Here is a 24,233-nt window from a genome sequence, read left to right as displayed (position 1 = left end):
TTCATTTTTGCTTAGATAATTCGCAGGTATAGAAATACACCTGCCAAATGACCTATATCGGATAAAAAATGACTCCTTTTTTAAGGGGTTATTTTTTATAATAAAGATGCTTAAGCGCCGGTGTTATGAAAGAAAGATTCTAGGAGGTAACGATATGGAAACATATAAAGGGACAAATAAATTGATTACCGGGATCGTGTTCGGCGTTATTACCTTTTGGTTGTTTGCTCAAGCCATGGTGAACGTGGTGCCGGCAGTACAATCTGATTTAGGTATTTCACTTGGAACATTAAATATTGCAATTAGTTTATCTTCATTATTCTCAGGCATGTTTATCGTAGGTGCCGGGGGTTTAGCTGATAAAATTGGACGAAAGAAAATCACCTATATTGGTTTAATATTGAGCATTATTGGCTCCTTTCTCCTTGTCATTACCCAGGGGGCACTGCTTCTCATTATCGGCCGGATTATTCAAGGGATTTCAGCGGCATGTATTATGCCGGCAACCATTGCCTTAATGAAGGAGTATTTTGAGGGAGCGGAACGTCAACGCGCACTAAGCTTCTGGTCGATTGGATCTTGGGGCGGGTCAGGCGTGTGTTCATTCGCTGGTGGTGCGATTGCCACCTATATGGGCTGGAGATGGATTTTCATTTTCTCTATTATCTTCGCCCTTCTTGGGATGCTGCTTATTAAAGATACTCCCGAAAGTAAAGCAGAATCAAAAGGTGCGTTTAAATTTGACGTCACTGGCTTAGTTATTTTGATTATCACTATGCTTGCTTTGAACCTGTTCATTACGCGCGGGGCGGATTGGGGCTGGACAAGCACTCTTACGCTCGTTTGTTTGGCGGCATCCATAATCGGTGTTATTGTATTCGTTAAAGTGGAAAAAAACAATGCGATTGCTTTAATCGACTTCTCTTTATTTAAAAATAAACCATATGCCGGTGCAACGTATTCTAACTTTTTATTAAATGCCGTTGCAGGAACATTAGTTGTGGCCAATACGTATGTTCAGGTAGGCCGTGGATTTACGGCTTTCCAATCAGGGATGCTTTCACTTGGTTACCTGGTTGCGGTTTTAGCGATGATTCGTGTTGGCGAAAAAATTCTTCAAAAAGCAGGAGCTAAATCGCCGATGATCTGGGGAACGATCATCACGACGATTGGTGTAGCGCTTATGGGTCTCACCTTCTTACCGGGCATTGCTTATACCGTTGTTGTGTTCATTGGATTTGCTTTATTCGGTTTAGGACTTGGCATCTATGCCACTCCATCGACAGATACGTCTGTATCGAATGCTCCTTCAGATAAGGTCGGGGCAGCTGCAGGGGTGTATAAGATGGCAAGTTCACTTGGCGGAGCATTTGGTGTGGCGATTTCAGCAGCCGTTTATGGTGCGATCACAGCTGTTAGCAGTGTCGAAGTGGCCGCAACAGCCGGGATTATCGTCAACGTGGTCTTCGGAATAGTGGCACTCCTTTCCATCATCGTCATGGTTCCAAAAAATGCTGGAAAAGAGCATCAGGAAGTACTCAGCCAAAAAGCTAGTTAATCACCATCAAAAAAGTGAAATCAGTAAATGGAGGGAATCGATATGAAAGAGAAATTAATGCAAATGCTAGAAGAACGTAAAGAAGAAATGATTCAAATTCGTCGATATCTTCATGAAAACCCTGAATTATCCTTTCAAGAGGAAAACACAAGCAAATATATTGAAGAGTTTTATAATGGCAAAGATGTCGAAGTGCATACCAATGTAGGTGGCGGGCATGGCCTGATCGTGACCATCACAGGCGGTAAGCCTGGGAAAACCATTGGGTTACGGGCGGATTTCGATGCACTTCCGATTGTTGAAGAAACAGACGTCCCATTCAAATCGAAAAACCCAGGTGTCATGCATGCTTGCGGTCATGACGGACATACCGCATACCTTATGGTTCTTGCCGACTGTTTGATTCAACTCAAAGATGAAATTCCTGGAAAAATTAAAATTATTCATCAGCCAGCGGAAGAGGTACCTCCTGGTGGTGCCATCGGGATGCTCCAATCGGGATTACTGGATGATTTAGATAATATTTTCGGAATTCATTTACTGCCGTTAGGACCAGCGGGAGTTGTCGGCTATAACAGCGGCTACGTATTTCCAGGACGTGCCTACTTTAAGTTAAAGGTTCAAGGTGTAGGCGGACATGGTTCTTCGCCGCACTTAGCGAATGATGCCATCGTAGCGGGTGCCCATTTTGTCACAGCTGTTCAAACGGTCGTCAGCCGCCGCTTAAACCCATTTGATATGGGGGTTATTACGATTGGTTCGTTCGATGGAAAGGGTACGTTCAATGTGATTAAAGACAGCGTGGAACTAGAAGGCGATGTTCGTGCCATGACCGACGAATCGCGTGAATTAATTGAACAAGAAATTCGCCGTATCGCCAAGGGCATTGAACAGGAATTTAATGTAACATGTGAGCTGACGTATACACCGGATTATCCAGCTTTATTTAACAATCCGGAATTGACAGAGAAGGTAGCTGGATTTTTACAAAAGGCGAAGGATCAAGACATTACAGAGGTAAAGGAATTTCCAAAAATGTCTCCATCCGAAGACTTTGCCCACTATGCAAAAAAATTCCCAGCGTGCTATTTCTACATTTGCTGCACACCAAAAGGGGTCGAAAAACCATACTTCAACCACCATCCAAAATTCGATATCGATGAGGATGCCCTTTTAGTAGCCGCAAAAGCAGTCGGCCAAGTGGTGTGTGGATATTACAATATGGATTAATTATTCTGCATCAGCTCACGGGCAGGTTTGGGATTAGCAATCCATAAGAAACAACCCAAGTTGAATTATGCTAAAATGTAGTTAATGTATAATGTAGATATCCTTCATGAACAAAGGAGAACTGAAAATGAGAAAACTCGTTCTATTTCTGCACGCATCGCTTGACGGTTTTGTAGAAGGGCCGAATGGTGAAATGGACATTGGCTGGGTTTCCTACGATGCTGATTTGGAGAAACACGCGAAAGAAATTCTGAGTACTGCCGACACTGTCATTTGGGGACGTGGGACTTATCAGATGATGCACAGTTACTGGCCATCTGTGCCTTCGAACCCATCAGCTTCGCAGCATGAACGGAATCATGCCGAGTGGATCGAGAAGACAGCCAAAGTCGTTTTTTCCACGACTCTGGAGAAAGTCGAATGGAATAATTCCAGACTCGTGAAAGAAGATGTCGAGGAAGAGATCAATAACCTCAAACAGCAGCCAGGCAAGGATATGGTCATCCTCGGCAGTCCTAGGTTAGCACACCACCTTATGCAGCTTGATTTAATTGATGAGTATAAAATTACGGTTTCTCCCGTCCTGATTGGTAAGGGATTGCCGTTATTCAAAGGTCTCAAGGAAAAGATCAATCTTAAGCTAATCGAAAACAAGACCTTTGATTCTGGAGCCATAGGTCTCGTTTACCAGAAGGTAAGATGACCTTGTCACTTAAAGTGATTACGCTAACGGGAGACGATAGCTCAATTAACCGCCTTTTCACAAAGGCGGTTTTCTTATGGCCACAAATCAACATTAGAATTTAACATAGCCTTATCTAAAAATTAGAGCTATTGACCAATAATAAAAGTGTTAATTTTACAGAAAATGTCTAAACAGCCAAAGCCGGTGAAAAAATAGACAAAACCCCAAGAAAAATAGCCAAAACATATAAAAAAGTAGCCAAAATCCCCTGGAAAGCAGCCAAAACTCCACCCTCGGAAAATGAACAAGTTCAATTATCCAAAACCATCACCATAAATTATTTTTTTACCTAAAAATTAGAGTTTCGACACAACCCAAAAACAATGTCACAGTATTGGCTCTTTAGTCCTATTCCAATTATGTGGAAAAATTTGCATAATATTACTTATGTGTAAAACTGTAGTCCCAAATGGGCAGAACAATTTAACTATAGGGGTGTAGGGGAAAACAATGGAGAAGAAAAAATTATTTCTATTCACGTTTTTAGCTTTCATGCTGCTATTGGCCTTAACTGCTTGCGGCAGCAAAGAAAAGACAGCAGGCGACAAGGGTAAAAGTGAGAAGCCAAAAGAGGAAACAGCAGCGGCGGTTGAGGAACAAGAAGATGAAATACAAATTGCCACAAGCGTAGAAGAGATTTTGAAGGAGAAGGCCGGTACATATTCAGGCAATGCCTATAATAAAGCGATTGTTCACAGGTCATTAGATAAAAGTTCGTTTCAGGACAAAGACAGCTTTCAAATCTACGATGCCTTGCTAAAGTTAATACGAGAAGGAGAGAATTATCGTTCTTTCTACGACTATTATGAAGCGTTTAACCCAAGTATCGAAACGGTCATCAGTCAAATGCCCGGGGGTATGAATCTGGATGATAACGGGGATTTAGGACTAAGTGCCAATATTGCCATTTTGTTAGATGCCAGTGGAAGTATGGCGCAAAAAATTGGCGGCAAAACAAAGATGGAACTAGCGAAAGAGGCCATTGATCAGTTTATGGCTTCTATGCCGGAAGGGTCCAATGTGTCGTTAAGGGTTTATGGACATAAAGGAAGTAATAGCGACAGCGATAAAAAGCTTTCTTGCGGCAGTACAGAAGTGGTGTATGATTTAAAGCCTTACAATGAATCAGATTTTAAATCTGCATTAGGAAAGTTTAAGCCTACTGGCTGGACACCAATTGCAAAGGCCATTACGGAAACAAAGGCTGATTTTGAAAAAGCAAATAAGCCGGGGCAAAATATTATTTATGTGGTGAGTGATGGGGTCGAAACCTGTAACGGCGATCCGGTCAAAGCAGCAAAGGAGCTTCATGATTCAAATATTGAAGCGGTTGTGAATATTATCGGCTTCGATGTAGACAGCAATGGCCAAAAGCAATTAATCCAGGTTGCAGAGGCAGGCGGCGGAAAATTTAAAACCGTGAAAACAGCGCAGGACTTTAAGCAATTATGGGAAGATGAAAGAAGACGCCTTTGGAATGAATGGTGGGATTGGGGCAATAAGAATTGGAATAAAGTATGGGATGAACAAAACAAGAAATCAAATGAGTTATATGATGTAAAAGCTGATTTTACTAATCTCATTTATGATGAAAAAACCAGACTCCAAGAAGCAGCCTATTACCTGCAGCAAAAAGAGCAATACGACAGTGAGGTTCGTCAAGAAGTCGATAGCCTGATAGACCAGCGATACAACATTTTAAAGGATTATGCGGAAGACCATTATGAAGAATTGAGAGATACACTAAAAACGGAAGGGGAAAATTTGAAAAAATCCATTAAGGAAAAAGAAGAAGAAATGAAGGAAAAATATAAGAATTAAGATCCGAACCTTCCACAGGCTTCAGGCTAGCAGAAAATTATAGCTGCTAGCTTGAAGTTTTTTTAATACCAAAAAATGATCCGCCAATAAAACAGCAGCTCCGTCCCCAACACAAGAAAGGCGAACCCAATGACTTGGATTCGCTTTCATCTTGGATCAAATATTCAACTAAATTACGTTTTAAAAATCAAACTTCTGAACAAAATTGCAGCCATAGCAGGCGCGTCCGAGCTGTCTTCTAGATACGGGATCGCGGTAATAGGTTTCTTCGAGGCCGCAAACCGAGCATTCCATCGAGTGCAGGATTTCCCTCGGGCCAAGCAGCGCGTCTAGTAAGTATTCAAAATACATAGTAATCCCTCCTGAATAGAGCTAGCTTTAATCTAGCAAAAACTTGGCGGGAAATTGGTTGAATCGTGTTGGCGAACAACAATTTGTTTTCGACAAATGCAGAAGTATAGATGATTCCAGGATTGAAACATTTAAAAAACGGTTCGGTAAAGAAAATAAGAATACTATTTTTATGTCGTGAGGAATGGTGTTAAAGGTGATGAAGACTATTTTGGATGGAAAGCCAAAGAGAAATGTCCTTCATAAGGGTGATGAAGACCATTTTGGATGAAAAGCCAAAGAGAAATGGTCTTCATAAGGTTGTTGAAGACCATTTTGGATGAAAAGCCAAAGAGAAATGGTCTTCATAAGTGTGATGAAGACCATTTTGAACGAAAAGCCGAAGGGAAATGGTCTTCATAAAGGTGATGAAGACCATTTTGGATGAAAAGCCGAAGAGAAATGGTCTTCATAAGTGTGATGAAGACCATTTTGGATGAAAAGCCGAAGAGAAATGGTCTTCATAAGTGTGATGAAGACCATTTTGAACGAAAAGCCGAAGAGAAATGGTCTTCATAAGTGTGATGAAGACCATTTTGGATGAAAAGCCGAAGGGAACTGGTCTTCATAAGGTTGATGAAGACCATTTTGAAAGAAAAGCCGAAGAGAACTGGTCTTCATAAGGTTGATGAAGACCATTTTGGATGAAAAGCCGAAGAGAACTGGTCTTCATAAGGTTGATGAAGACCATTTTGGATGAAAAGCCGAAGAGAAATGTCCTTCATAGTAAAAAGTAACAGCAATTGGATAATAATACCCAAACTTGTTTTCTTCACATTATAAAAAAAACCGAGTAAAATAAGAATAAATCTCATAAAACAAATAAGAAAGGTTGGATTTGGTGGAAAATCAATTACGTTCTGTTCCTCGTCCCCTTGTTCGAACAAATCAGTGGTTTATTGTTTTGTCTGTATTGTTAACCTGGATTACTAAGCAGGAATGGATCCTTTTAATCCCCCTATTGGCGGGTTTAATGGGCTTATTTTTCGGATTTAATCCTATCATGCGTTTAGCGAAGCTATTTTTAAGGAAGCACCCATCACAATATATTGCTGAGGATTGGGAACAGCAGCAATTCAATCAAACGATTGCCGTCATTTGTCTCGCAGGAGGATTCATAAGCTTTCTAATGAATTGGACCATAGTAGGGTATGTTTTCACTATTATGGTTGCGGCAGCAGCATTTATTGCCATCTTAGGATTTTGCGTCGGCTGCTTTATAAGGTATCAATGGCAACAATATCAATATAGAAGATCTCTAGATAAATAATAAACAGCGTATCACCTCATTTTTCAGAAATGGGGTTATAAGCTGTATTTTTTTGTTTAAAATTCTTCGTGCTGAAGCGGCAAATCTATTGGGAGAAGTCAGTTCCAATATACTTAAGTGAGTAAATATGTGTTTTCGCTAGATCAATGACCTCTTGTATAAACTTCTCTTGGGTTTCTTTGAAGCCATTTTGGATCCAATTCTGCAGGAGTCCGTAAAAGCCATAGGCTGTATAACGTTTAAAATAATCCATATTGACTGGGATATTGTTGATTGTTTCGAAAATAAATTGTTCCTTATAGATTTTTAAGATGGTTTCAGGAAACCGTGTGTGTAATCCTGGTAACGTGTCGTCGTAGTTAATCAGTTCAAAAAAATTCCGGTTTTTATAGATATAAGAAACGATATTAAAAGATGGTGCATTTAGCGTGGCTGTATAAACTATATGACCTGGTACATATGGTTTGCCTACTGAAGCCTCTAACCCTTGAAGCATGGAAACAAGTAGATCTTCAGCTAATTCAACTTTATCAAGGTAATGGATATAAAAGGTACTGCGATTATAAGCGGCATAATCGACAATGTCTTTTACTGTAACGGAATGGTAACCCTTCTCTTTTATTAGCTCAATCAATGCTTGCTTTAAATGTTCTTTTGTACGATTTTGTCGTGTAGATCTCGTATTTTGTTCTTTATTCATGAAAAAACCTCCCTTAAAATAGACAGATTTATCATAAGTGTCTAAGTAGTAGACACTTAATGATATCTTAATGATTGTTAAATGTGAACAAAATAGTACAATTGAATTGTGAACAAAATAGCACAGATTTTAAATCTGACTATTATCTTTATCTAAAATGTGGTAAGGAGGAATATCTAGAATGGGTAAATTACAAGACAAAGTAGCTGTGATTACCGGTGGAGCATCTGGCATTGGGGCAGCAACAGCACGTTTATTCGTTTCTGAAGGAGCCAAAGTGGTTCTCGTTGATTTAAATGAGGAAAAAGGGAAAGCTTTTGAGGCAGAGTTGAAAACGCTTAATGCAGAAGCTCTTTTTATAAAAGCAAATATTACGAGTGAAGAAGAAGTCGCAAATATCTTTAAACAAACCGTTGAAGCGTTCGGCAAAGTGGATGTTGTTTTCAACAATGCTGGTATCGGTCGTGTTCAACCTTCACACGATTTAGAGTACTCTGAATGGCGTAAAACCGTAAATGTTGACTTAGACGGTGTTTTCTTAGTAGCACGTGAAGCCATCCGTGAAATGTTAAAAACAGGAGGCGGTACGATTGTTAATACGGCATCTATGTACGGTTGGGTTGGGTCACCAGGTTCAGCAGCCTATAACGCAGCAAAAGGCGGCGTGATTAACTTAACTCGTTCACTTGCTCTCGAATATGCAGAACAAAATATTCGTATTAACGCATTATGCCCAGGTTTTATTGATACACCAATTATTCCGGAAGAAAGCAAGCAAGCTTTAGCAGCAGTCACACCGTTAAAACGTCTTGGTAAAGCAGAAGAAATGGCAAAAGCAGTCTTATTCATGGCTTCTGACGATTCTTCATTCATGACTGGTAATAGTTTAACGGTTGATGGTGGGTATACGGCGCAATAAGACGAATCTTTTGCTTCAAGTTTGAAAAAGTGAATGGTTCTTTGTAATTCCTAGCTTTGTGAGAAAAACCTGTATTATCTAAGACTGACTTGGAAGAGATGATTTATACTATCATAAATCCTTAATTCGAGATACTTTAAACTGAGGTAAAATAGGGATATCTAAGATAGCAAGTTATTTATTGTTTCAATAATAAAGGAGGAAATATACAATGAGCAATCGTTTTAATGGGAAAGTGGTATTAATTACAGGTGCAGGATCTGGTTTAGGTCAAGCGTCTGCCTTACAAGTAGCAAAAGAAGGAGCAAAGCTTTCACTTGTTGATTTAAATGCTGCTTCATTAGAAGAAACAAAAAGAAAAGTGTTAGAGGCTGCACCAAACGCAGAAGTGTTGCTGATCACTGCGAATGTAGCAGATGAAAAGGCTGTTGAAAACTATGTAAATGGAACAGTTGAGAAATTTGGGAAAATCGATGGTTTCTTCAACAACGCAGGGATTGAAGGAAAACAAAATCTAACAGAGGATTTCGGTATTGATGAATTCCAAAAAGTAGTGAGTGTTAACTTAAATGGTGTGTTTTATGGTTTGAAACACGTATTGAAAGTCATGAGAGAACAAGGTTTTGGCTCTATTGTTAATACTGCTTCTGTTGGTGGTATTCGTGGGGTAGGAAACCAATCTGGTTATGCAGCTAGTAAACACGGCGTGGTCGGATTAACAAGAAACTCTGGAATTGAATACGGTCAATACGGAATCAGTATTAAAGCCATTGCACCAGGTGCAATCATGACACCAATGGTTGAAGGTTCATTAAAGCAAATGGATCCAGACAACTGGGAAGAAGTAGGAAAACAATTTGTTGAGCCAAACCCAATGAAACGTTTCGGTAAACCAGAAGAAGTAGGATATTTAGTAGCATTCCTGTTATCCGATCAAGCTGACTTCATCAACGCGACCGTTATTCCAATCGATGGCGGACAATCCTATAAATATTAAGAAGTGTTGTGAAAGCTAGCACCAAAAGCAATTGATACACCTATACAACTATACACGTTGATGCTGGTAACACTAGTCGTTAAAAAAATATTAGAAAAGAAGACACCTTATTTTTTCTCCAAAGAGGTGTCTTCTTTTTTTGCACACAAGCTTCCGATATTCTTGCCTTAAGCAGCCTTCATCATCAGAGACCACGGAACGGAAGGACTATATAAAAGTATCCAAATATAGGGAATTATCCCCTTAAAATTACTGAATAAATAATTTAAACTAAAAATTGGTTCATGATTAGTGATGGAAATTGTTTCCAACACCCAGAAAAATGACTATGGCTGAACTTGAATGTATCTCATTTCCGAATAATCTTCTCCAGAAACAACCCGATGAAGTTTTATCTCTTTTATCACCAAGGCTCAAATCTCCTCAAAGACCGCAAACAGTGCGTCCCATTGAAGTCGTTGCTAACTCCAGCGACGTAGCAGAGGGACGTAAGATTCCGTATGAATTCGCCGCACTCGTCCGTCGTTACCATCATCAATGGGTAAAACCGTTGAAATATTAATATGTATAGAGGGAGTTGATTTCATGACGTGATCTCAAGGGGTTTGACAATATTTCTCTGGGGGAACCACGATAGCAAATGCTTCTACCATGAAACCACATAAAATGCGTTATGAAAATCTGCCAGAGTGTAGGCATGCCACTTTTCTCTATTAGTTATATTTTTATAGGTTAAAAGAATATTTTTAGAGGAGAATTCCATAATGAAAAATAAAGTAAAAAGTATGTTGAGCTTTTTATTGATCTTTACAATGGTTTTCGGCGCATCTGGGCAAGCTGCAGCTGCCAAGGGAAATAACAATGGTAATCAAGGAAAAAATAAGAATTCTAGTGAGGAAAATGTAAAACAGTGGTTAAGTGAATATGAATTCTATGAAGATACTAGATATGGAAAAATGTATGATAAGGTTGCGATAAATGAATTAAAGCGTTTTGCAAAAGTCATAAAAGAGACGAATGCTAAATTTGATTCAAAAGCACTAGAAGGGGAATTCGATAAAACCGTTAAGCAAAAAGGGTTAAATGACCTTGATAGTTTTGAACAATTGATTAACCAATACGAACAAGCGGTTCAAGAGGAGTATCTAAAAGGGGTAATTCTAAAAAGTGATCGGCTCTTGGATATCAAACATAAGTTGACCATATATCTATGGGGGTATATAAACAAAAACGATTTTGATGCACCAACTGAAGTATTACTTGCAGATATCCTCTTTAATGTTTACTTATCGGATAAAATTGTCAATAAAAATGCGATCGGCATCTTAAAGGATATCGCCGATCAATCAGATGACAAAGGAAATAGAATAAAAGCTCATTTGAATAATGCTGTGAAAATGACTGAAAAAGGGAATGAGTTCCTAGAAAAGGATCTAGCTATCCCTGCCTCAAAATCCTATCAAAATGCCTATAAACAAGTGTCATTCGGACTTGAAAAAGCAGGCTACACATTTAACAAGGAATTCTTTGAATCTACCGCTGACTCGGATGGTGACACGATACCGGATGGAAAGGAATTCTTTGAGGGGATGAATCCCTTTAAAAAGGATACAGATGGTGATGGATTAAAGGACAATATTGAATATGAGGTTAAATCGGTTATTTCCCCGACAAAATATGATACAGATGGTAATGGCATAAGTGATGCAGATGAAGATAGCGATGAAGACGGCCTAAGTAATAAAGACGAGCAAACGTATAAAACAAATTTAATGAAGAAAGATTCAGACCAAGATGGATTAACCGACGGATTTGAAGTACATCAGTTTAAAACATTACCTAATAAGGCTGATACAGATGGCGATGGGTTAAGTGATGGAGATGAATATGCTTTAAAGACAAATCCGAATGCTGCAGACAGCGATGGTGACGGAATCGAGGATTCACAAAAACTCCGTAAACAATCGATCCGTAAATCATTGACCCAGCCTGATCAAGCAGAAATTAAGAGTGTGGAAGTTGAGTTTAGTGCAAAGGGTAATATTAATAATACCACGAGAATTACCAGCACAAACAACGTGAAAACAACTAATTTACACGGTATTATTGGTTCTCCTGTAAGCATCACAACAAAATCAGAATTTGATAAAGCAAGCATTACGTTTACGTATGATGAAGCGAAGCTAGGAGACACAGCGGAAAATGATCTAGGTGTTATTTGGTACAATGAAGAGAAGGAAATGTATGAAGGCCTTGATGCTGTATTAGATGCAAGTAAGAATACTATAAGTGTGGAAACGACTCACTTTGGCGAATTTTTGGTGGTTGATAAGAAAAAATGGCTGGAGTTTTGGAGCAGGGAAATGGACTACTCTGGGGCGGATGGTGAAAATGAAACGCTGGCAAAGAGAACAGGTGAAGAGAACAGCCAAGTGGCAATCGATACAACAGATTCAGATGGAGATGGCTTATACGACATCTATGAAACCAAAGGAATGAAAACACCATACGGTATCATCTACTCAGATCCTAACAAGAAAGATACTGACGGAGATGGATTAACCGATGGGGAAGAAATGGGTCCTCTTCAATCATTTACGGTAAATATTTTTGGCGTTACGATTCATTTTGAAGGTTTCTTTCCAACGAGTTTTCCTGACAAAAAAGATAGTGACGGAGATGGAAAGCTTGATAATGTGGATTCAAGACCGTTGGACGCTAATTTTTCCGATACCGTCATTTTTCAATCAGATCGGCCAGAAGGCTATGATGAAAATGGAAATGTCGCGAATGATATGAAAACAAATGATTATACAGAAGATGAAATAAAAGATCTTAGCTGGATGTTCAGACTCCAATTACTTGAATCTTCTTTCCCAAGTATTCTCTTTTATGAGTTCGAGGATATGTCAACAAGCTTGTTTGCCATGGGAGATATGGAAGATGTCATTTTAGATATGATCAATCATTTTAGAGATGGAACTGGTACAGAGTACAGAAACCAGACTTTAACGAAAGAAGCAAAAGAGCATGAAACAACGAAAGCCTATGTTGAATTTGTCAAAAAGGCCTTAGTGGATGAGCTAAAGAAAAATGGAGGTAATTTGGCAGCACTTAAGTTTGATCAGAGTACAAAGAGTACAAATGAATTTTATAATTATATCCAGAGAAATGCTAGCTACCCGACGTTTAGCACTTGGAATGATCGTATAGGCGGACTGACCATTACAGTAAATGATACTTGGGGGAATACGGTGTCCGTAAAAGATTTCTCAGTAGAGAATAATCGCTTTAAAGGCGTCATGCGTGTTCGTTTATATGATCATTTTGGGCTGGATCAGCCAGATGTGGAGAAGGTGTATAAAAACTTAGCAGGCTTCCGTTCCTGGTTTGTCTTACAGCATTTTGATGAATATAATGGGAAATATAAGCCATTTGTGACGGTAATGGAAATAGATGTACCATTTGAGGGAGATTTGTGATAAAAATTAACGTAAAAATGATCGTTTTAATGATTTGTATACTCTTCATTTCACTAAGCTTAATGGGATGTACAAAAAATAAGGAATCAAACGGAGAAACAAAGATTTTCGAAATAGCCAATACAGAAGAGATTGTTGGTAAAAAGGATGAAGCTGTGGTGACTCTTAGAAAGCATTATATGATTCTGAATCCACCAAAAGATCTAACCGAGTTGAAGGAATTAGTTGAAACATACAGTAAGAATCATCCTGTTGAAGGTGAAATGAAAGGGATAGAAGGCAAAAACCGGATTTTCGATCTGTCCTTTTATAGGGAAAGTGAGGATTTGCCAAGAGACTGGCAGCCTGATGAAAGTTACATGAATACAGATCGTCTGGAACATCATAAGAATGATCTAATTGCCTATATGATTTGGTCAGATGCTGAACCACAAAAGGAATACACTGTTTATGATAAAAGTAAGGAAGGAAGGATCATCAAGCAGATGCATTTTATTGAGGATCAGCTTGTTGACTGATACACTAGTTTGCGTTTTACAGGATGTATCATAACACGAGAATATGCGATGATATCAAGTGCTTTCTACTTCGGTAGAAGGCGCTTTTTTTTGTATAGGAAATGGTTTTTATTTTTATGTGATAGGGTATTTTTACATTCAGTGATAATATTTTATAAATTAAGATTTCGTACGAATATGTACATTAGGCTCATGCATTATTAACGTCCATCTGTTACTCTTGTAAAGGTTGAGATCCAGTTTATGAGTTTTGGATAGGGGAGTTATTTATATCCAAGCTCATGAAAACGATAGACGGAAAATTGATCTCAACATGTCCGAATTGTGTTAACATAATTCGGGTGGTGAAAGGCGCCATAAGGAGTGAAAAAGAATGTCAGAAGAAACCTATCAATCTCGTGAGGAACGAAAAAGGGCGGAAAAGGCAGCACAAAATAAAGAAAGAAGTAACCGGATATCGAATAAAGGGCCACTGTTGAAAAAAGGATCGATCGTAAAAAAGGTATTGATCGTCTGTTTGGTGCTTGGTCTTGTTTCAGCAGGAGCAGGAGCCATTACGTTCGCATCCATGATGAAGGGTACACCCGCATTGGATCCTTCTAAGCTGGTGGATCCACTTTCCACAAAATTTTACGATAAAGACGGAAACTTCCTTTATGAATACGGAAAGGAAAAGCGGACAAAAATCACCTATGATCAAGTGCCGAAAGTGCTGGAACAAGCGTTTATCGCCACCGAGGATTCCCATTTTTATGATCATCATGGGATTGACCTGAAAAGGACGGCCAAGGCCATTTTCGTGAACGTAACCGGAAATTTCGGATCTCAAGGTGGAAGTACGATTACGCAGCAAGTCATTAAAAACTCATTTTTGACGCGAGAGAAGACGTTAAAGAGAAAAGTACAAGAATGGAAATTAGCGTATCAGCTGGAGCAAAAGTATTCCAAACACGATATTTTAATGATGTATTTGAACAAAATCTACCTTGGCCACCGCTCTTATGGGGTTGCGGCTGCAGCAAAGAATTACTATGGGATTGAAGCCAATGATTTGAAAAAAATGACGCTCGCTCAGGCAGCCATGTTAGCCGGACTGCCGCAAAGTCCTAATAATTACGATCCGACCAAACCGGAAAACGTAGAATCAGCGACGAATCGCCGTCACATTGTCTTACGTTCGATGCTTCGAGATGGCTATATCACGGAAAAGCAAATGAAAGAAGCGGAAAAGGTTCCTGTAACAGAGGGACTTGTGAAAAAAAACACACAACAAAGTATGCCTTATGAAGCATTTTTGGATGCCGCTGTGAAAGAGGTAAAGGGAAAGATGAAGGATGTCGACATCGGTGAGGATGGATTATCGATTTATACGACCCTTGATCCAAAAGCACAGAATTTTGCAGACAAAATGATGCATACAAATGAAATAATTGCCTATCCAGATGCGGATTTTCAGGGGGCATTCGTTTTCTTAGATACAAAAACAGGTGAAGTCAGGGCAATAGGGAGCGGGCGAAATGAATTTAAGACCCAATTCTTAGGCCACAATTTTGCCGTCGATATCAAACGACAACCAGGATCATCCTTTAAGCCGATTTTTGATTACGGTCCTGCGATTGAACATTTAAAATGGTCCACAGGTCATTTGATTAATGACACGGCGACAACCTATTCAACCGGCCAGTCGATTTCCAACTGGGACCATCTATATCATGGCATGATGACAATAAGGACGGCACTTCAAAACTCTTATAACATCCCGGCCCTTCTCACCATGCGTGCAGTTGGGATGGATAAGGCAAAGCAATTTGCAGAACAACTCGGCATTACGTTTAAAAATGACCAAGTATATGAATCCTACTCGATTGGCAGTAATACCGTCAGTCCTTTAGACATGGCAGGCGCCTACAGCGCTTTTGCCAATAATGGCATGTACAATAAACCGCATTTTGTCCAAAAGGTTGTTTTTCCGGATGGCAAAGTCGTTCATTTTGCGGGGAAAGCAAAACGTGTGATGCATGATTACACTTCTTATATGGTAACGGATATGCTGCGCACAGTCGTCAATGTCGGGACAGGAAAAACGGCCAATGTCCCTGGCTTGGATGTTGCTGGGAAAACAGGTACAACCAACTTTGATTCAAAGACGAGTGCTAGATATGGATACCCAGACACCGCGACAAATGATAGCTGGTTCGCAGGGTATACACCACAATACACCATGGCTGTCTGGACTGGTTATGCTCAAAACGGCCAGGGTAACTATTTGAGCGGAGATACGACGAAAATCTCGCAGTTAATGTTTAAAGCGATGATGCAAACAATTGGAACGGACACATCCAGTTTTAAACAGCCAGACAGTGTTTACAGAGTGAATAATGAACTTTATATAAAAGGTATTGGTTCTGCAGAAGTTCCACCACCAAAGAAAAAAATCGAGAAAGTCATAAAACATCCTAATAATAAAAAAGAAGAAGAGAAACGTCCAAAAAAGGAAAAGGAACTGAAAAAAGAGGAGAAGGAATTCAAAAAAGAGGAAGAGAAACGAAGAAAAGAGGAGGAGAAACGTAGAAAAAAAGAAGAGAAACATAAAAAAAAGGATGAGAAGCATAATCATGGTTAAGATAGATATTTTGTCTTATCTTGTCCCACTTTCATTGAAGAGAACTTGCTAGTTGTACAAAAGTTAAAGAATCCAGCCCCCTTTTTAGCGGCTGGATTCTTTAAGCTAATGGGTGGGTAGTAAAGAAAGATCGGATTACAAAAGAAGGTTTTTCTGTAACTTTTTTATAATAGAAAAAAGCCATTCCTTAAGTGTGCAGGAATGGCTTTATTGCTTATCTGTATTTTCTTTAATAGTTGAGACAATTTCTTGAAATGTGTATCTATGGTTCATGACATCTACTTTAATTAAGCGATTTTAGGATTAACCCATATTTTAGTTATTTAGCTTATCCAGAGAAATGATTCTATGTTTTAACTCTTTATTCGAATCTAAAACGGCTATAACAATTTGATTAGATTCTGTTATTGTGGCATATCTGAAATGTTCATCATTATTCATAACTAAACCTGGTACCAGTTTTGCCTCCATCTTCGCAAAGACATCCTCTGTATACTCAAGCGGTAGAAAATCATCTATTCCTTCTGTTGGTTCACCGACCAATTTAAACAAGAAATCTTTGATTGCAAATTGCTCAATCATCGATAATCTTTTTTTGAAACTCAGCTGATCCACTGTTACTGATCCCATCTCAATCACTCCTCAAGTAAGTAAAGTCTATACCTTCAGATGCCCAACATCAACTGTAGGACGGTAACAGAATGCTAACATTTTTATTACAGGCTAGGTATAGCTTCTGCACTTAATCTTCAGATTTGGTTAAGAGGAGAATTAATATCCTTTAAAGGGGAAGGTTTGTTCAAGAATATAAAAAGAATAAGAAGAATAAACAGTTAATCCGTAAGTATCATGTTAGTATTAAAATAGAAACCCAAAGTATGCCGAAGGAAAATGATGAAGGTGATTGGGGTGAAGAACAATGAAGAAGCGAAGGTTGTGTAGACGGGTTCGAGATTGGCTAAGAAAGAGGAAAGAACGGAAAGAAGAAAAGTCACTCCCGAGTTTTGGAAACCGTTTGATTAATGACGATCAGGAACAATTGGCAAAGCCAAAAGAATCCTATAAAAATGAAAAACCAGCCCAGGAATAATGACAGAGTGCGATGCTTCCATAACGGGAGGATCGCTTTTTTCTTATACAACCGCAACCAACAAAAGCGTATGAAGCGTTTTTTTCATATCTTTTCCTTATATAGAATATATAATTTGTAAATTCACCCCAAGAATGTTAAGGGGATGGTTATTGTGTACGGGATTTGTAAGTAAATATATAGAAAGGGAATTATCCTTGCCAAGACATCGTGATATTCTCTTGAAAAATGCATTAAATGATTAATTTGGTACACTTTTTTCAATAAAAGAAACTGCCACATGTTCCTTTTAGCAACAAATAAATGTTGATAAAATATGTGAGGTGAATGGTATTTGGATAAGAGGTATGATGTAATCATTACCGGGGCAAGATGTGCCGGCTCTGCTCTTGCAATCTACCTTGCTAAGGCAGGTTTTCATGTGTTGTTAATTGACCGCTCAACGTTTCCTAGCGACACCTTGTCTACTCATACCTTTTTCAATAACACCGTTGCTCTGCTGCGAGAACTTGGTGTCATGGAAAAGTTACTTGAATTGAACGTCACCCCTGTACGGGATATTAAATTTCAATTTGAGGATACTGTGATAGAAGGGATCATTCCTGAAGTTCATAAAGAAGACAGTTGTTATTGTATCAAAAGAACGTATCTTGATCATATCATGCTTGAACAGGCCAAATCTCATGGGAATATATCTGTCTTAGAAGGGTTTCGTGTGACGGATGTGATCCAAGATGATGAGGCGGTTATAGGTATTAAAGGCTTGAATGACAACAAGGTCGAAAAAATTTTTTATGCTAATATTGTAGTCGGGGCAGATGGCAGAGCGTCCACCATTCGCAGATTGGTAAAGAGTGAGCTCAAAATAAGTGTTTCTAGTAAAGTCGGTATCTATTACGGTTATTTTCGCAGGATCGCTCACAATCATAGACCTAAGTTTGAAGTATATAGGAGAAAAGATGCCACAGCTATTCTCTTCCCAACGAATGATGATTTATGTGTAATCGTTGGCATTTTTCCTTTAGAAAATAAAGAATTGAAAGAGAGGTTTAAGTTAAAGCCGGAAGAAACCCTGCGTCATTTTTTGACAAACTACTTTCCGAATACAACCATTGGAGATCGTTTGGCAAAAGCAGAACTAGCAGGACCAATCAAAGGTATACTCGGATATGATAACTACTGGTATAAAGGTATGGGAAAAGGATGGGCGTTGGTTGGGGATGCAGTTTGTTTTAAAGACCCCAGCATGGCACAGGGGATCCATGATGCAATATGTGGCGCCCGTATATTAGCCGGCGTGTTATCCAAAAATAAGGGTCAAATGATGACCTGGAATCAATTTAGTGAACAATATCAAACAGCAATAGAAAATGAGTTTATGGTCAGGTTTCATATGGGTTATGAAATTTCAAAGAATGAACCAATCACTGAGCAACAAGATACGATCAACAAATTGATTAGTTCCCATCCGACAGCAATAGAGAAATTTTTAGGAATTTATAATTATGCAAACGAACCCGCAGAGTTAGAGAAAGAGGTTGCGAACATTATCCAGTCCATTTCGGAATAAGTTTTAGAGTTGAGTGTGTAGTCGGAGGAGACAGTAGACCCTCCAATATTATTTGACAAATTTACAGCTAATCGATTATATTAAATATAATTATTTGAATAGTTCTCCTAAAGGGGAGTAGCTTTTACAGCAGAGTCGTCATTTCGGAGATTTTAGAACTCCCGGCTTTGTTGGCAACGACTTCGTTGTTAGCAAGACCTTTGCCTACTTGGTAAAGGTCTTTTATGTTTTAAAAACCTTTGCCATATATCTGGTAAAGGTTTTTTTGTTTTTTAATTAGGAAAAGGACTAATATATCAACTTTTAAAAGACTGGAGAGAGGGAAAATGAGAAAAAGAAAAGTAACGTTTTTAGAATTGGTAAAAAAAAATAAAGAAGAGCTGTTAAAGGATAAGCAGCAGCTGGAAAAAATTGAGGCGCGGCTTGATGCAAAACATACAAAATTAAAAAACCAATAAATTTAATCGGCAGGACAAGGGGGCCATTCGAATCATTTAGGCTAATTTCCGAAACCTGCCTTTTAATTAATCGTATAACTTTAGAAAAACATACACTAGTTTTGAGCCTGAAATTGGGAAGTGGATTTGTTGGCAAAATAAAATGCGATACAAAAAGGGGATTTTCATGATACTAGATTGGAAACTGGCAGATGAAGCACTCAGGAACATTAAAGTGATAGGTAATGAAAATAATCAACCTGTTGATATTATTGGGTCTGTTAAAGGTCTGAAATGCATCGGAATCGGAACGGATGCTGCTGTTTTTCATTATCATAAGACCCCTAACTATGTATTTAAGGTATATTCCGATCAAGCATTAAAGAAAAAAGAAGTGGAGGAATATGTCTACGAACATTTAAAAGGGTCCCGTTATTTCCCAAAACTTTATGGGAACGGAACGAACTATATCGTTTTAAGTTTCGAACAAGGGGTAACTTTATATGATTGTTTATTGCAAGGCATTCCGATCACTGAACAAGCGATTCTGGACGTAGAGGAGGCTCGGGAGTATGTCCGTAGTCAAGGTTTGAATCCTAGAGATATTCATCTAAAAAACATCCTTTTGCAAAATGGAAGAGGAAAAGTTCTAGACGTATCGGAATATATCAAAAAGGGAAACGACCAACGTTGGGAACACCTTCTGTGGGCATATAAAAACTTTTATCACTATATTTCGGGCAAACAAGTACCTTTATGGCTTCTTGAAGTAATAAAACATTGGTACTGCCGAATTAACTTAGCAAGTTTTGTGTTGGGGGAATTTCCCGGGCGGGTAAGCCGGCATTTCTTCAGACAGCGTAAATAGCCCGGATCGAGATACTGGAGGAAATTATGGGGTCCTTGATTAAAGATATAATAGAGCAGTCTGGTTATTTTGGGATCTTTTTTTTAATTGCATTAGAAAATGTTTTCCCCCCGATACCGTCAGAAGTGATTCTTACGTTTGGCGGATATATGACATACGAAACAAAATCTTAGTGTTACAGGTGTGATTATCTCATCAACGATCGGTTCGATCACAGGAGCAATTTGTTTATATCCGCTGGGATTCAGGTAATTAGAGCGGCCTAGATTAGGTGCTTGTACAAGAACGACTGCTTTTACCAGGATACCGTGCAAGTAACAGCAGCGTATCCGTAAGTAACGAGCGTTCATCCGGAAGTAACAGCAGCGTATCCGCAATTAACAAGCACCCCCACGCAAGAAAAACCCGCTGCTATGCAATGAATGAGCACCTATTCGTAAATAAACAGCAACTTTGATAATCACCTATCAATAAGATCAAACCTGGACAAACAAAGAAAGGGAGAGGATTGCTCCTCCCCCTTCGATTGTACTAAAAGGAACTTATTTACCTTTCTTAACTTCATGAAGTAAGTCTGGGAAGTTTGTGAACATTCCTGTAACACCCCAGTCAATTAACTGCGCCATTCTTTCTTTATCATTTACTGTATATGGATGGATTTCCAGCCCGTTGTTAACGACCTTTTGTACGTATTCTTCGTTTAAATATGTGTGGTTAGGACCTACTCCCATTGCATACTCTTTAATGGCTGCAATTTCTTCATCTGTTATTGCCGTATTTGTTTTATAAGATAATAATTGAACTAGCTTAACAGATGGGTCAAGTTTATGCATAATTTCTAAGCTTTGTGGGCTAAAAGATTGAACAAGAAGTGTCTCTTTATCGATACCATACTTATCGATGAGACGTAAAAGTTCCTTTTCCATACCTGGATAAATTTCTGGTGACTTTGTTTCAATATAATATTGGTTGTTTTTGCCGAATTTTTGGAAGATCTCTTCAAGAGTTGGCACTTTTACCCCTGCATAATCTGGATTAGCGTATTGTGGATATTTTTCGTTAAACCAGCTTCCTGCGTCTAATTGCTTGATTTCCTCTAATGTGTAATCCTTAACAAAGCCTGTCCCACCTGTCGTCCGATCAACTTTCTCATCGTGCATGGCGATTAATTGTCCACCCTTAGTCATTTGCAAGTCAATTTCAATATAGTCGCCGTGCATTTTTTCTCCCATGTCATAGGATATTAAAGTGTGTTCAGGAGCATGACCTGAAGCACCACGGTGTGATACATTTAAAATATCCTTATGTTTTTCTTTCGCAAAGGCAGTCCCTCCGCCAGTCATCACACCGATGCCTAATGCAAGAGCACCTAGAGCAGGTAACCAATTTCTTCTCAATCTGAACATCTCCAATCATTCCATTTATTTAAATAGATTACCTATTAAAAATAGCAATAGAATATAAATTTTATAGAGGATTGATGTAAAAATAATGTGAAATTTTGTAAGGATAATTACCTATATGAGAGATACTACTAATTTCCTGCCAAAGGTAGTTCTATTTACAATGATTGTTATTCCTATCTTATTTTTGCCATATTATACCGACATGCCAGCCGTAACAAATAGAAGCATCCGTCTCAATCAAAGAAGGAAAATCTTAACTTTTCGGTGAAATATATCTAGAAAGGTGGTTTATAGATGCAGCTTGGTAAAAAGGTGTATTTTAATCATGGAGGGAGGAATGAGATTTGGAAAGAAATCGTACGATGATGCAATTCTTTGAGTGGCATGTTGCAGCTGACGGGTCGCACTGGAATAGATTAAAAGAAATGGCACAAGTACTAAGTAAAGCATGGATAAATGCTTTATGGATTCCCCCCGTAACAAAAGGTCAAACGTCACAAGACACAGGTTATGGTGTCTATGACCTATACGATCTAGGCGAGTTTGATCAAAAAGGAACAGTTCGAACAAAGTACGGAACAAAAGACGAGCTGATAGATGCTATTAACGAGTGTCATAAATATGACATACAAGTTTATGTAGATTTAGTGTTAAATCATAAAGCGGCGGCTGATGAAACAGAAGTCTTTAAAGTCGTTGAAGTAAATCCACAAAATCGTAAAGAAGTGATTTCGGAACCATTTGATATTGAGGGCTTTACTAAATTCACTTTCCCTGGTCGAGGAAATCAGTACTCTTCGTTTAAATGGAACTTCGAACATTTTAACGGTACTGATTATGATCATAATACGGGAAAAATGGGAATCTATCGAATTTTAGGAGACAATAAAGATTGGAATGACCATGTAAGCGACGAATTTGGGAACTATGATTATTTAATGTTTGCCAATATTGACTATGACCATACTGCGGTAAAAGAAGAGGTGATGAAAGCAGGAAAATGGATCATAGACAATTTGCAATGTGACGGGTTTCGGTTAGATGCCATTAAACATATTAAGAATGATTTTCTTTGTGACTTTGTAACAGAAATGCTGCGACATCGAGGAGAGGAATTTTATTTCGTAGGAGAGTTTTGGAATTCAGATGTAAGAGAAAGTCAGGAGTTTTTACATTCTTGCACTTATAAAATGTCATTATTTGATGTTGCACTACATTATAAATTACACGCTGCATCAAAAGCAGGCCGCGATTTTAACCTTGCTGCCATTTTCGATCATACCCTCGTTCAATCTCACCCTCATGATGCCGTAACATTTGTAGATAATCACGATTCACAGCCTAATGAGGCACTTGAGTCTTGGATAGAAGATTGGTTTAAACAAATTGCATATGCCCTCATTATACTACGAAGAGATGGATACCCCGTTGTATTTTATGGTGACTACTTTGGGATTGCTGGTGATCATCCTATCCCTGGTAAAAAAGCAGCCATTGATCCCCTTTTAAACGCTCGTTATCATTATGCTTACGGAGACCAGGATGATTATTTCGACCATCCGAATACGATTGGCTGGGTACGACGAGGAACACCAGCGATCAAGCGATCCGGCTGTGCGGTTATTATTTGTAATAGTGATGGAGGCTTCAAAAAAATGTTTGTCGGGACGGAACGTGCAGGAGAACTATGGGTGGATATCACTCAAAATAGAAATGATCAAATTAGTATTGACGATAAAGGATTCGCCATGTTCCCTGTTAATGGAGGAAGTGTTTCTGTTTGGGCCTTACCTAAGGAATACTAGTGCAAGTATATACTTAGTTGGTTTACAGTAATGTTATTGGCACCATGTCAATAAAGGGGGTACTAAAGTGGTTATACAGTCTAATATGGCCCCAGAAGCAATTGTAGATGTTTGGGGAGATACGGCAGATATTTTCAAAAAGTATAATGTACCAATTACAAAACAATCATTAGAAACCTTAGTTGAAAGTGAACTTTTACCTTTACTACTTCAAGAATTAAATTTTGTTGTCGGAAGTTCTACTGCAACTTGCATAGAAGGCGGCTGACAAATGCCATCAAAAAAGGAGTAGGTTACTCCTTCATTATTCTCTTAAAGTAATAGGTGCTTATATACAGTTTCAGCAAACAAAACCTTTGAATGACGCACCTTTTATCTTTGTTTATATGTATCCATAGATAAGCGTTTTAAGTCTTGTCTGGAGTCTCTTTAGGTGTATTCGGCAATTAACATGCTATAGTTGCAGTGTATTTTATTAATGCAAAAAAAAAACAAAATTTCCAAGTTGTACTGAACCTTTTTGTTAAACTTTATTCTCTATTCCACCGACAAAGTTCCAGCGCCTTCCACACACTTATCATTAAATTTTGTATAATTATGGGATATAAAGCAATGGACTACGGATTAGGGGGAACATTAGTGAGGTTATATGATTTAAAAAGCCTGTATGATACAAAATCCACTGAACTCGAAGTGTTGAATTATAAGCATGATGATGCAATCATGGTTGCACTTCAATTGTTTGAGGAGAAACTAAGTGGGTTAAAGAATAATAATCATGTTCATCCGATTTAGGTTCTACTT

The 24,233-nt window shown here is 38.5% G+C and carries 23 protein-coding genes and 1 pseudogene; 20 read left to right on the top strand and 4 right to left on the bottom strand.

Annotation, left to right across the window (positions count from 1 at the left end):
* Positions 1–154: 154 nt before the first annotated feature.
* The 4 genes from A6749_RS10830 (at position 155) to A6749_RS10815 (ending at position 5,354) form a co-directional block, all read left to right on the top strand.
* A complete protein-coding gene (locus tag A6749_RS10830; protein WP_066389298.1) occupies positions 155–1,558 on the top strand; it encodes an MFS transporter in 1,404 nt (467 codons plus the stop codon).
* A 42-nt stretch (positions 1,559–1,600) separates the two neighbouring features.
* Positions 1,601–2,788 (top strand): amidohydrolase, encoded by a 1,188-nt coding sequence (locus A6749_RS10825; RefSeq protein ID WP_066389297.1) that lies wholly within the window; start codon positions 1,601–1,603, stop codon positions 2,786–2,788.
* A 127-nt stretch (positions 2,789–2,915) separates the two neighbouring features.
* Positions 2,916–3,491: a dihydrofolate reductase family protein gene (locus A6749_RS10820; RefSeq protein ID WP_066389296.1), complete on the top strand. Its 576-nt coding sequence runs from the start codon at positions 2,916–2,918 to the stop codon at positions 3,489–3,491.
* A gap of 492 nt (positions 3,492–3,983) precedes the next feature.
* Entirely contained in the window at positions 3,984–5,354 is a 1,371-nt protein-coding gene (locus A6749_RS10815) for a VWA domain-containing protein (protein ID WP_066389295.1), read from the top strand.
* 180 nt (positions 5,355–5,534) lie between these two features.
* Here the strand turns inward: A6749_RS10815 and A6749_RS10810 are convergent, their stop codons facing one another.
* Positions 5,535–5,705, bottom strand: coding sequence for an acyltransferase (locus A6749_RS10810; protein WP_066389294.1), 171 nt, complete (start codon positions 5,703–5,705; stop codon positions 5,535–5,537).
* A gap of 423 nt (positions 5,706–6,128) precedes the next feature.
* Here A6749_RS10810 and A6749_RS29140 point away from each other — a divergent pair, with 423 nt between their 5' ends.
* Both A6749_RS29140 and A6749_RS10805 read left to right on the top strand, forming a co-directional pair.
* The gene (locus A6749_RS29140; protein ID WP_269085694.1) at positions 6,129–6,263 is read left to right on the top strand and encodes a hypothetical protein; all 135 of its coding nucleotides are present in this window, start codon (positions 6,129–6,131) and stop codon (positions 6,261–6,263) included.
* 322 nt (positions 6,264–6,585) lie between these two features.
* Positions 6,586–7,014: a DUF4395 domain-containing protein gene (locus tag A6749_RS10805; RefSeq protein WP_066389292.1), complete on the top strand. Its 429-nt coding sequence runs from the start codon at positions 6,586–6,588 to the stop codon at positions 7,012–7,014.
* Positions 7,015–7,099: 85 nt separating this feature from the next.
* Here the strand turns inward: A6749_RS10805 and A6749_RS10800 are convergent, their stop codons facing one another.
* Positions 7,100–7,714, bottom strand: coding sequence for a TetR/AcrR family transcriptional regulator (locus tag A6749_RS10800; protein ID WP_066389290.1), 615 nt, complete (start codon positions 7,712–7,714; stop codon positions 7,100–7,102).
* A 181-nt stretch (positions 7,715–7,895) separates the two neighbouring features.
* Between A6749_RS10800 and A6749_RS10795 the strand changes: the two genes are divergently transcribed.
* From A6749_RS10795 to A6749_RS10775, 6 genes are all read left to right on the top strand, one after another.
* Entirely contained in the window at positions 7,896–8,633 is a 738-nt protein-coding gene (locus tag A6749_RS10795; RefSeq protein WP_066389287.1) for an SDR family NAD(P)-dependent oxidoreductase, read from the top strand.
* 211 nt (positions 8,634–8,844) lie between these two features.
* Entirely contained in the window at positions 8,845–9,630 is a 786-nt protein-coding gene (locus tag A6749_RS10790) for an SDR family oxidoreductase (RefSeq protein ID WP_066389281.1), read from the top strand.
* A 328-nt stretch (positions 9,631–9,958) separates the two neighbouring features.
* A complete protein-coding gene (locus A6749_RS28090) occupies positions 9,959–10,192 on the top strand; it encodes a hypothetical protein (RefSeq protein ID WP_153043023.1) in 234 nt (77 codons plus the stop codon).
* Positions 10,193–10,394: 202 nt separating this feature from the next.
* Entirely contained in the window at positions 10,395–13,112 is a 2,718-nt protein-coding gene (locus tag A6749_RS10785; protein ID WP_066389280.1) for a DUF3289 family protein, read from the top strand.
* Positions 13,109–13,630 (top strand): hypothetical protein, encoded by a 522-nt coding sequence (locus tag A6749_RS10780; protein ID WP_066389279.1) that lies wholly within the window; start codon positions 13,109–13,111, stop codon positions 13,628–13,630. The genes A6749_RS10785 and A6749_RS10780 overlap by 4 nt, the downstream gene beginning before the upstream one ends.
* Before the next feature lie 373 nt (positions 13,631–14,003).
* Positions 14,004–16,253, top strand: a complete 2,250-nt coding sequence (locus A6749_RS10775; RefSeq protein WP_066389271.1) for a transglycosylase domain-containing protein — start codon at positions 14,004–14,006, stop codon at positions 16,251–16,253.
* Positions 16,254–16,568: 315 nt separating this feature from the next.
* Here A6749_RS10775 and A6749_RS10770 read toward each other — a convergent pair whose 3' ends face one another.
* Positions 16,569–16,883 (bottom strand): hypothetical protein, encoded by a 315-nt coding sequence (locus A6749_RS10770; RefSeq protein ID WP_066389265.1) that lies wholly within the window; start codon positions 16,881–16,883, stop codon positions 16,569–16,571.
* A 289-nt stretch (positions 16,884–17,172) separates the two neighbouring features.
* Here A6749_RS10770 and A6749_RS28385 point away from each other — a divergent pair, with 289 nt between their 5' ends.
* From A6749_RS28385 to A6749_RS28895, 5 genes and pseudogenes are all read left to right on the top strand, one after another.
* Positions 17,173–17,343, top strand: coding sequence for a hypothetical protein (locus A6749_RS28385; protein WP_161487138.1), 171 nt, complete (start codon positions 17,173–17,175; stop codon positions 17,341–17,343).
* Positions 17,344–17,677: 334 nt separating this feature from the next.
* Positions 17,678–18,913 carry an NAD(P)/FAD-dependent oxidoreductase gene (locus A6749_RS10765; protein ID WP_066389258.1) on the top strand — a complete coding sequence of 412 codons (1,236 nt, stop codon included), beginning with the start codon at positions 17,678–17,680 and terminating at the stop codon, positions 18,911–18,913.
* A 326-nt stretch (positions 18,914–19,239) separates the two neighbouring features.
* A complete protein-coding gene (locus tag A6749_RS27630; RefSeq protein ID WP_084797805.1) occupies positions 19,240–19,371 on the top strand; it encodes an FbpB family small basic protein in 132 nt (43 codons plus the stop codon).
* Positions 19,372–19,537: 166 nt separating this feature from the next.
* Positions 19,538–20,218, top strand: coding sequence for a serine/threonine protein kinase (locus tag A6749_RS10760; protein WP_066389250.1), 681 nt, complete (start codon positions 19,538–19,540; stop codon positions 20,216–20,218).
* Between the two features lie 26 nt (positions 20,219–20,244).
* Positions 20,245–20,461 (top strand): annotated as a pseudogene (locus tag A6749_RS28895) (DedA family protein); the annotation flags it as partial.
* A 299-nt stretch (positions 20,462–20,760) separates the two neighbouring features.
* On the opposite strand, the gene A6749_RS10755 reads toward A6749_RS28895, so the two are convergent.
* Entirely contained in the window at positions 20,761–21,615 is an 855-nt protein-coding gene (locus A6749_RS10755; protein ID WP_066389249.1) for a glycerophosphodiester phosphodiesterase, read from the bottom strand.
* A 353-nt stretch (positions 21,616–21,968) separates the two neighbouring features.
* On the opposite strand from A6749_RS10755, the gene A6749_RS10750 reads away from it, so the two are divergent.
* The 3 genes from A6749_RS10750 (at position 21,969) to A6749_RS28380 (ending at position 24,224) form a co-directional block, all read left to right on the top strand.
* Positions 21,969–23,429 (top strand): alpha-amylase, encoded by a 1,461-nt coding sequence (locus A6749_RS10750; RefSeq protein ID WP_066389248.1) that lies wholly within the window; start codon positions 21,969–21,971, stop codon positions 23,427–23,429.
* A 67-nt stretch (positions 23,430–23,496) separates the two neighbouring features.
* On the top strand, positions 23,497–23,697 hold the full coding sequence (locus A6749_RS10745) for a hypothetical protein (RefSeq protein WP_066389247.1): 201 nt from the start codon (positions 23,497–23,499) through the stop codon (positions 23,695–23,697).
* Between the two features lie 371 nt (positions 23,698–24,068).
* A complete protein-coding gene (locus A6749_RS28380; RefSeq protein ID WP_161487137.1) occupies positions 24,069–24,224 on the top strand; it encodes a hypothetical protein in 156 nt (51 codons plus the stop codon).
* Positions 24,225–24,233 lie beyond the last annotated feature (9 nt).

The sequence above is a fragment of the Neobacillus mesonae genome, assembly GCF_001636315.1.
In the GTDB taxonomy this organism is placed as follows: domain Bacteria; phylum Bacillota; class Bacilli; order Bacillales; family Cytobacillaceae; genus Neobacillus; species Neobacillus mesonae.
This window is presented reverse-complemented; position numbering and strand designations above follow the sequence as displayed.

Bases quoted from the DNA above. Each gene is read 5' to 3' on its own strand.
- A6749_RS10830 (WP_066389298.1), top strand. From the start codon at position 155: ATGGAAACATATAAAGGGACAAATAAATTGATTACCGGGATCGTGTTC.
- A6749_RS10825 (WP_066389297.1), top strand. From the start codon at position 1,601: ATGAAAGAGAAATTAATGCAAATGCTAGAAGAACGTAAAGAAGAAATG.
- A6749_RS10820 (WP_066389296.1), top strand. From the start codon at position 2,916: ATGAGAAAACTCGTTCTATTTCTGCACGCATCGCTTGACGGTTTTGTA.
- A6749_RS10815 (WP_066389295.1), top strand. From the start codon at position 3,984: ATGGAGAAGAAAAAATTATTTCTATTCACGTTTTTAGCTTTCATGCTG.
- A6749_RS10810 (WP_066389294.1), bottom strand. From the start codon at position 5,705: ATGTATTTTGAATACTTACTAGACGCGCTGCTTGGCCCGAGGGAAATC.
- A6749_RS29140 (WP_269085694.1), top strand. From the start codon at position 6,129: ATGAAAAGCCGAAGAGAAATGGTCTTCATAAGTGTGATGAAGACCATT.
- A6749_RS10800 (WP_066389290.1), bottom strand. From the start codon at position 7,714: ATGAATAAAGAACAAAATACGAGATCTACACGACAAAATCGTACAAAA.
- A6749_RS10795 (WP_066389287.1), top strand. From the start codon at position 7,896: ATGGGTAAATTACAAGACAAAGTAGCTGTGATTACCGGTGGAGCATCT.
- A6749_RS10790 (WP_066389281.1), top strand. From the start codon at position 8,845: ATGAGCAATCGTTTTAATGGGAAAGTGGTATTAATTACAGGTGCAGGA.
- A6749_RS28090 (WP_153043023.1), top strand. From the start codon at position 9,959: ATGGCTGAACTTGAATGTATCTCATTTCCGAATAATCTTCTCCAGAAA.
- A6749_RS10785 (WP_066389280.1), top strand. From the start codon at position 10,395: ATGAAAAATAAAGTAAAAAGTATGTTGAGCTTTTTATTGATCTTTACA.
- A6749_RS10775 (WP_066389271.1), top strand. From the start codon at position 14,004: ATGTCAGAAGAAACCTATCAATCTCGTGAGGAACGAAAAAGGGCGGAA.
- A6749_RS10770 (WP_066389265.1), bottom strand. From the start codon at position 16,883: ATGGGATCAGTAACAGTGGATCAGCTGAGTTTCAAAAAAAGATTATCG.
- A6749_RS28385 (WP_161487138.1), top strand. From the start codon at position 17,173: ATGAAGAAGCGAAGGTTGTGTAGACGGGTTCGAGATTGGCTAAGAAAG.
- A6749_RS27630 (WP_084797805.1), top strand. From the start codon at position 19,240: ATGAGAAAAAGAAAAGTAACGTTTTTAGAATTGGTAAAAAAAAATAAA.
- A6749_RS10760 (WP_066389250.1), top strand. From the start codon at position 19,538: ATGATACTAGATTGGAAACTGGCAGATGAAGCACTCAGGAACATTAAA.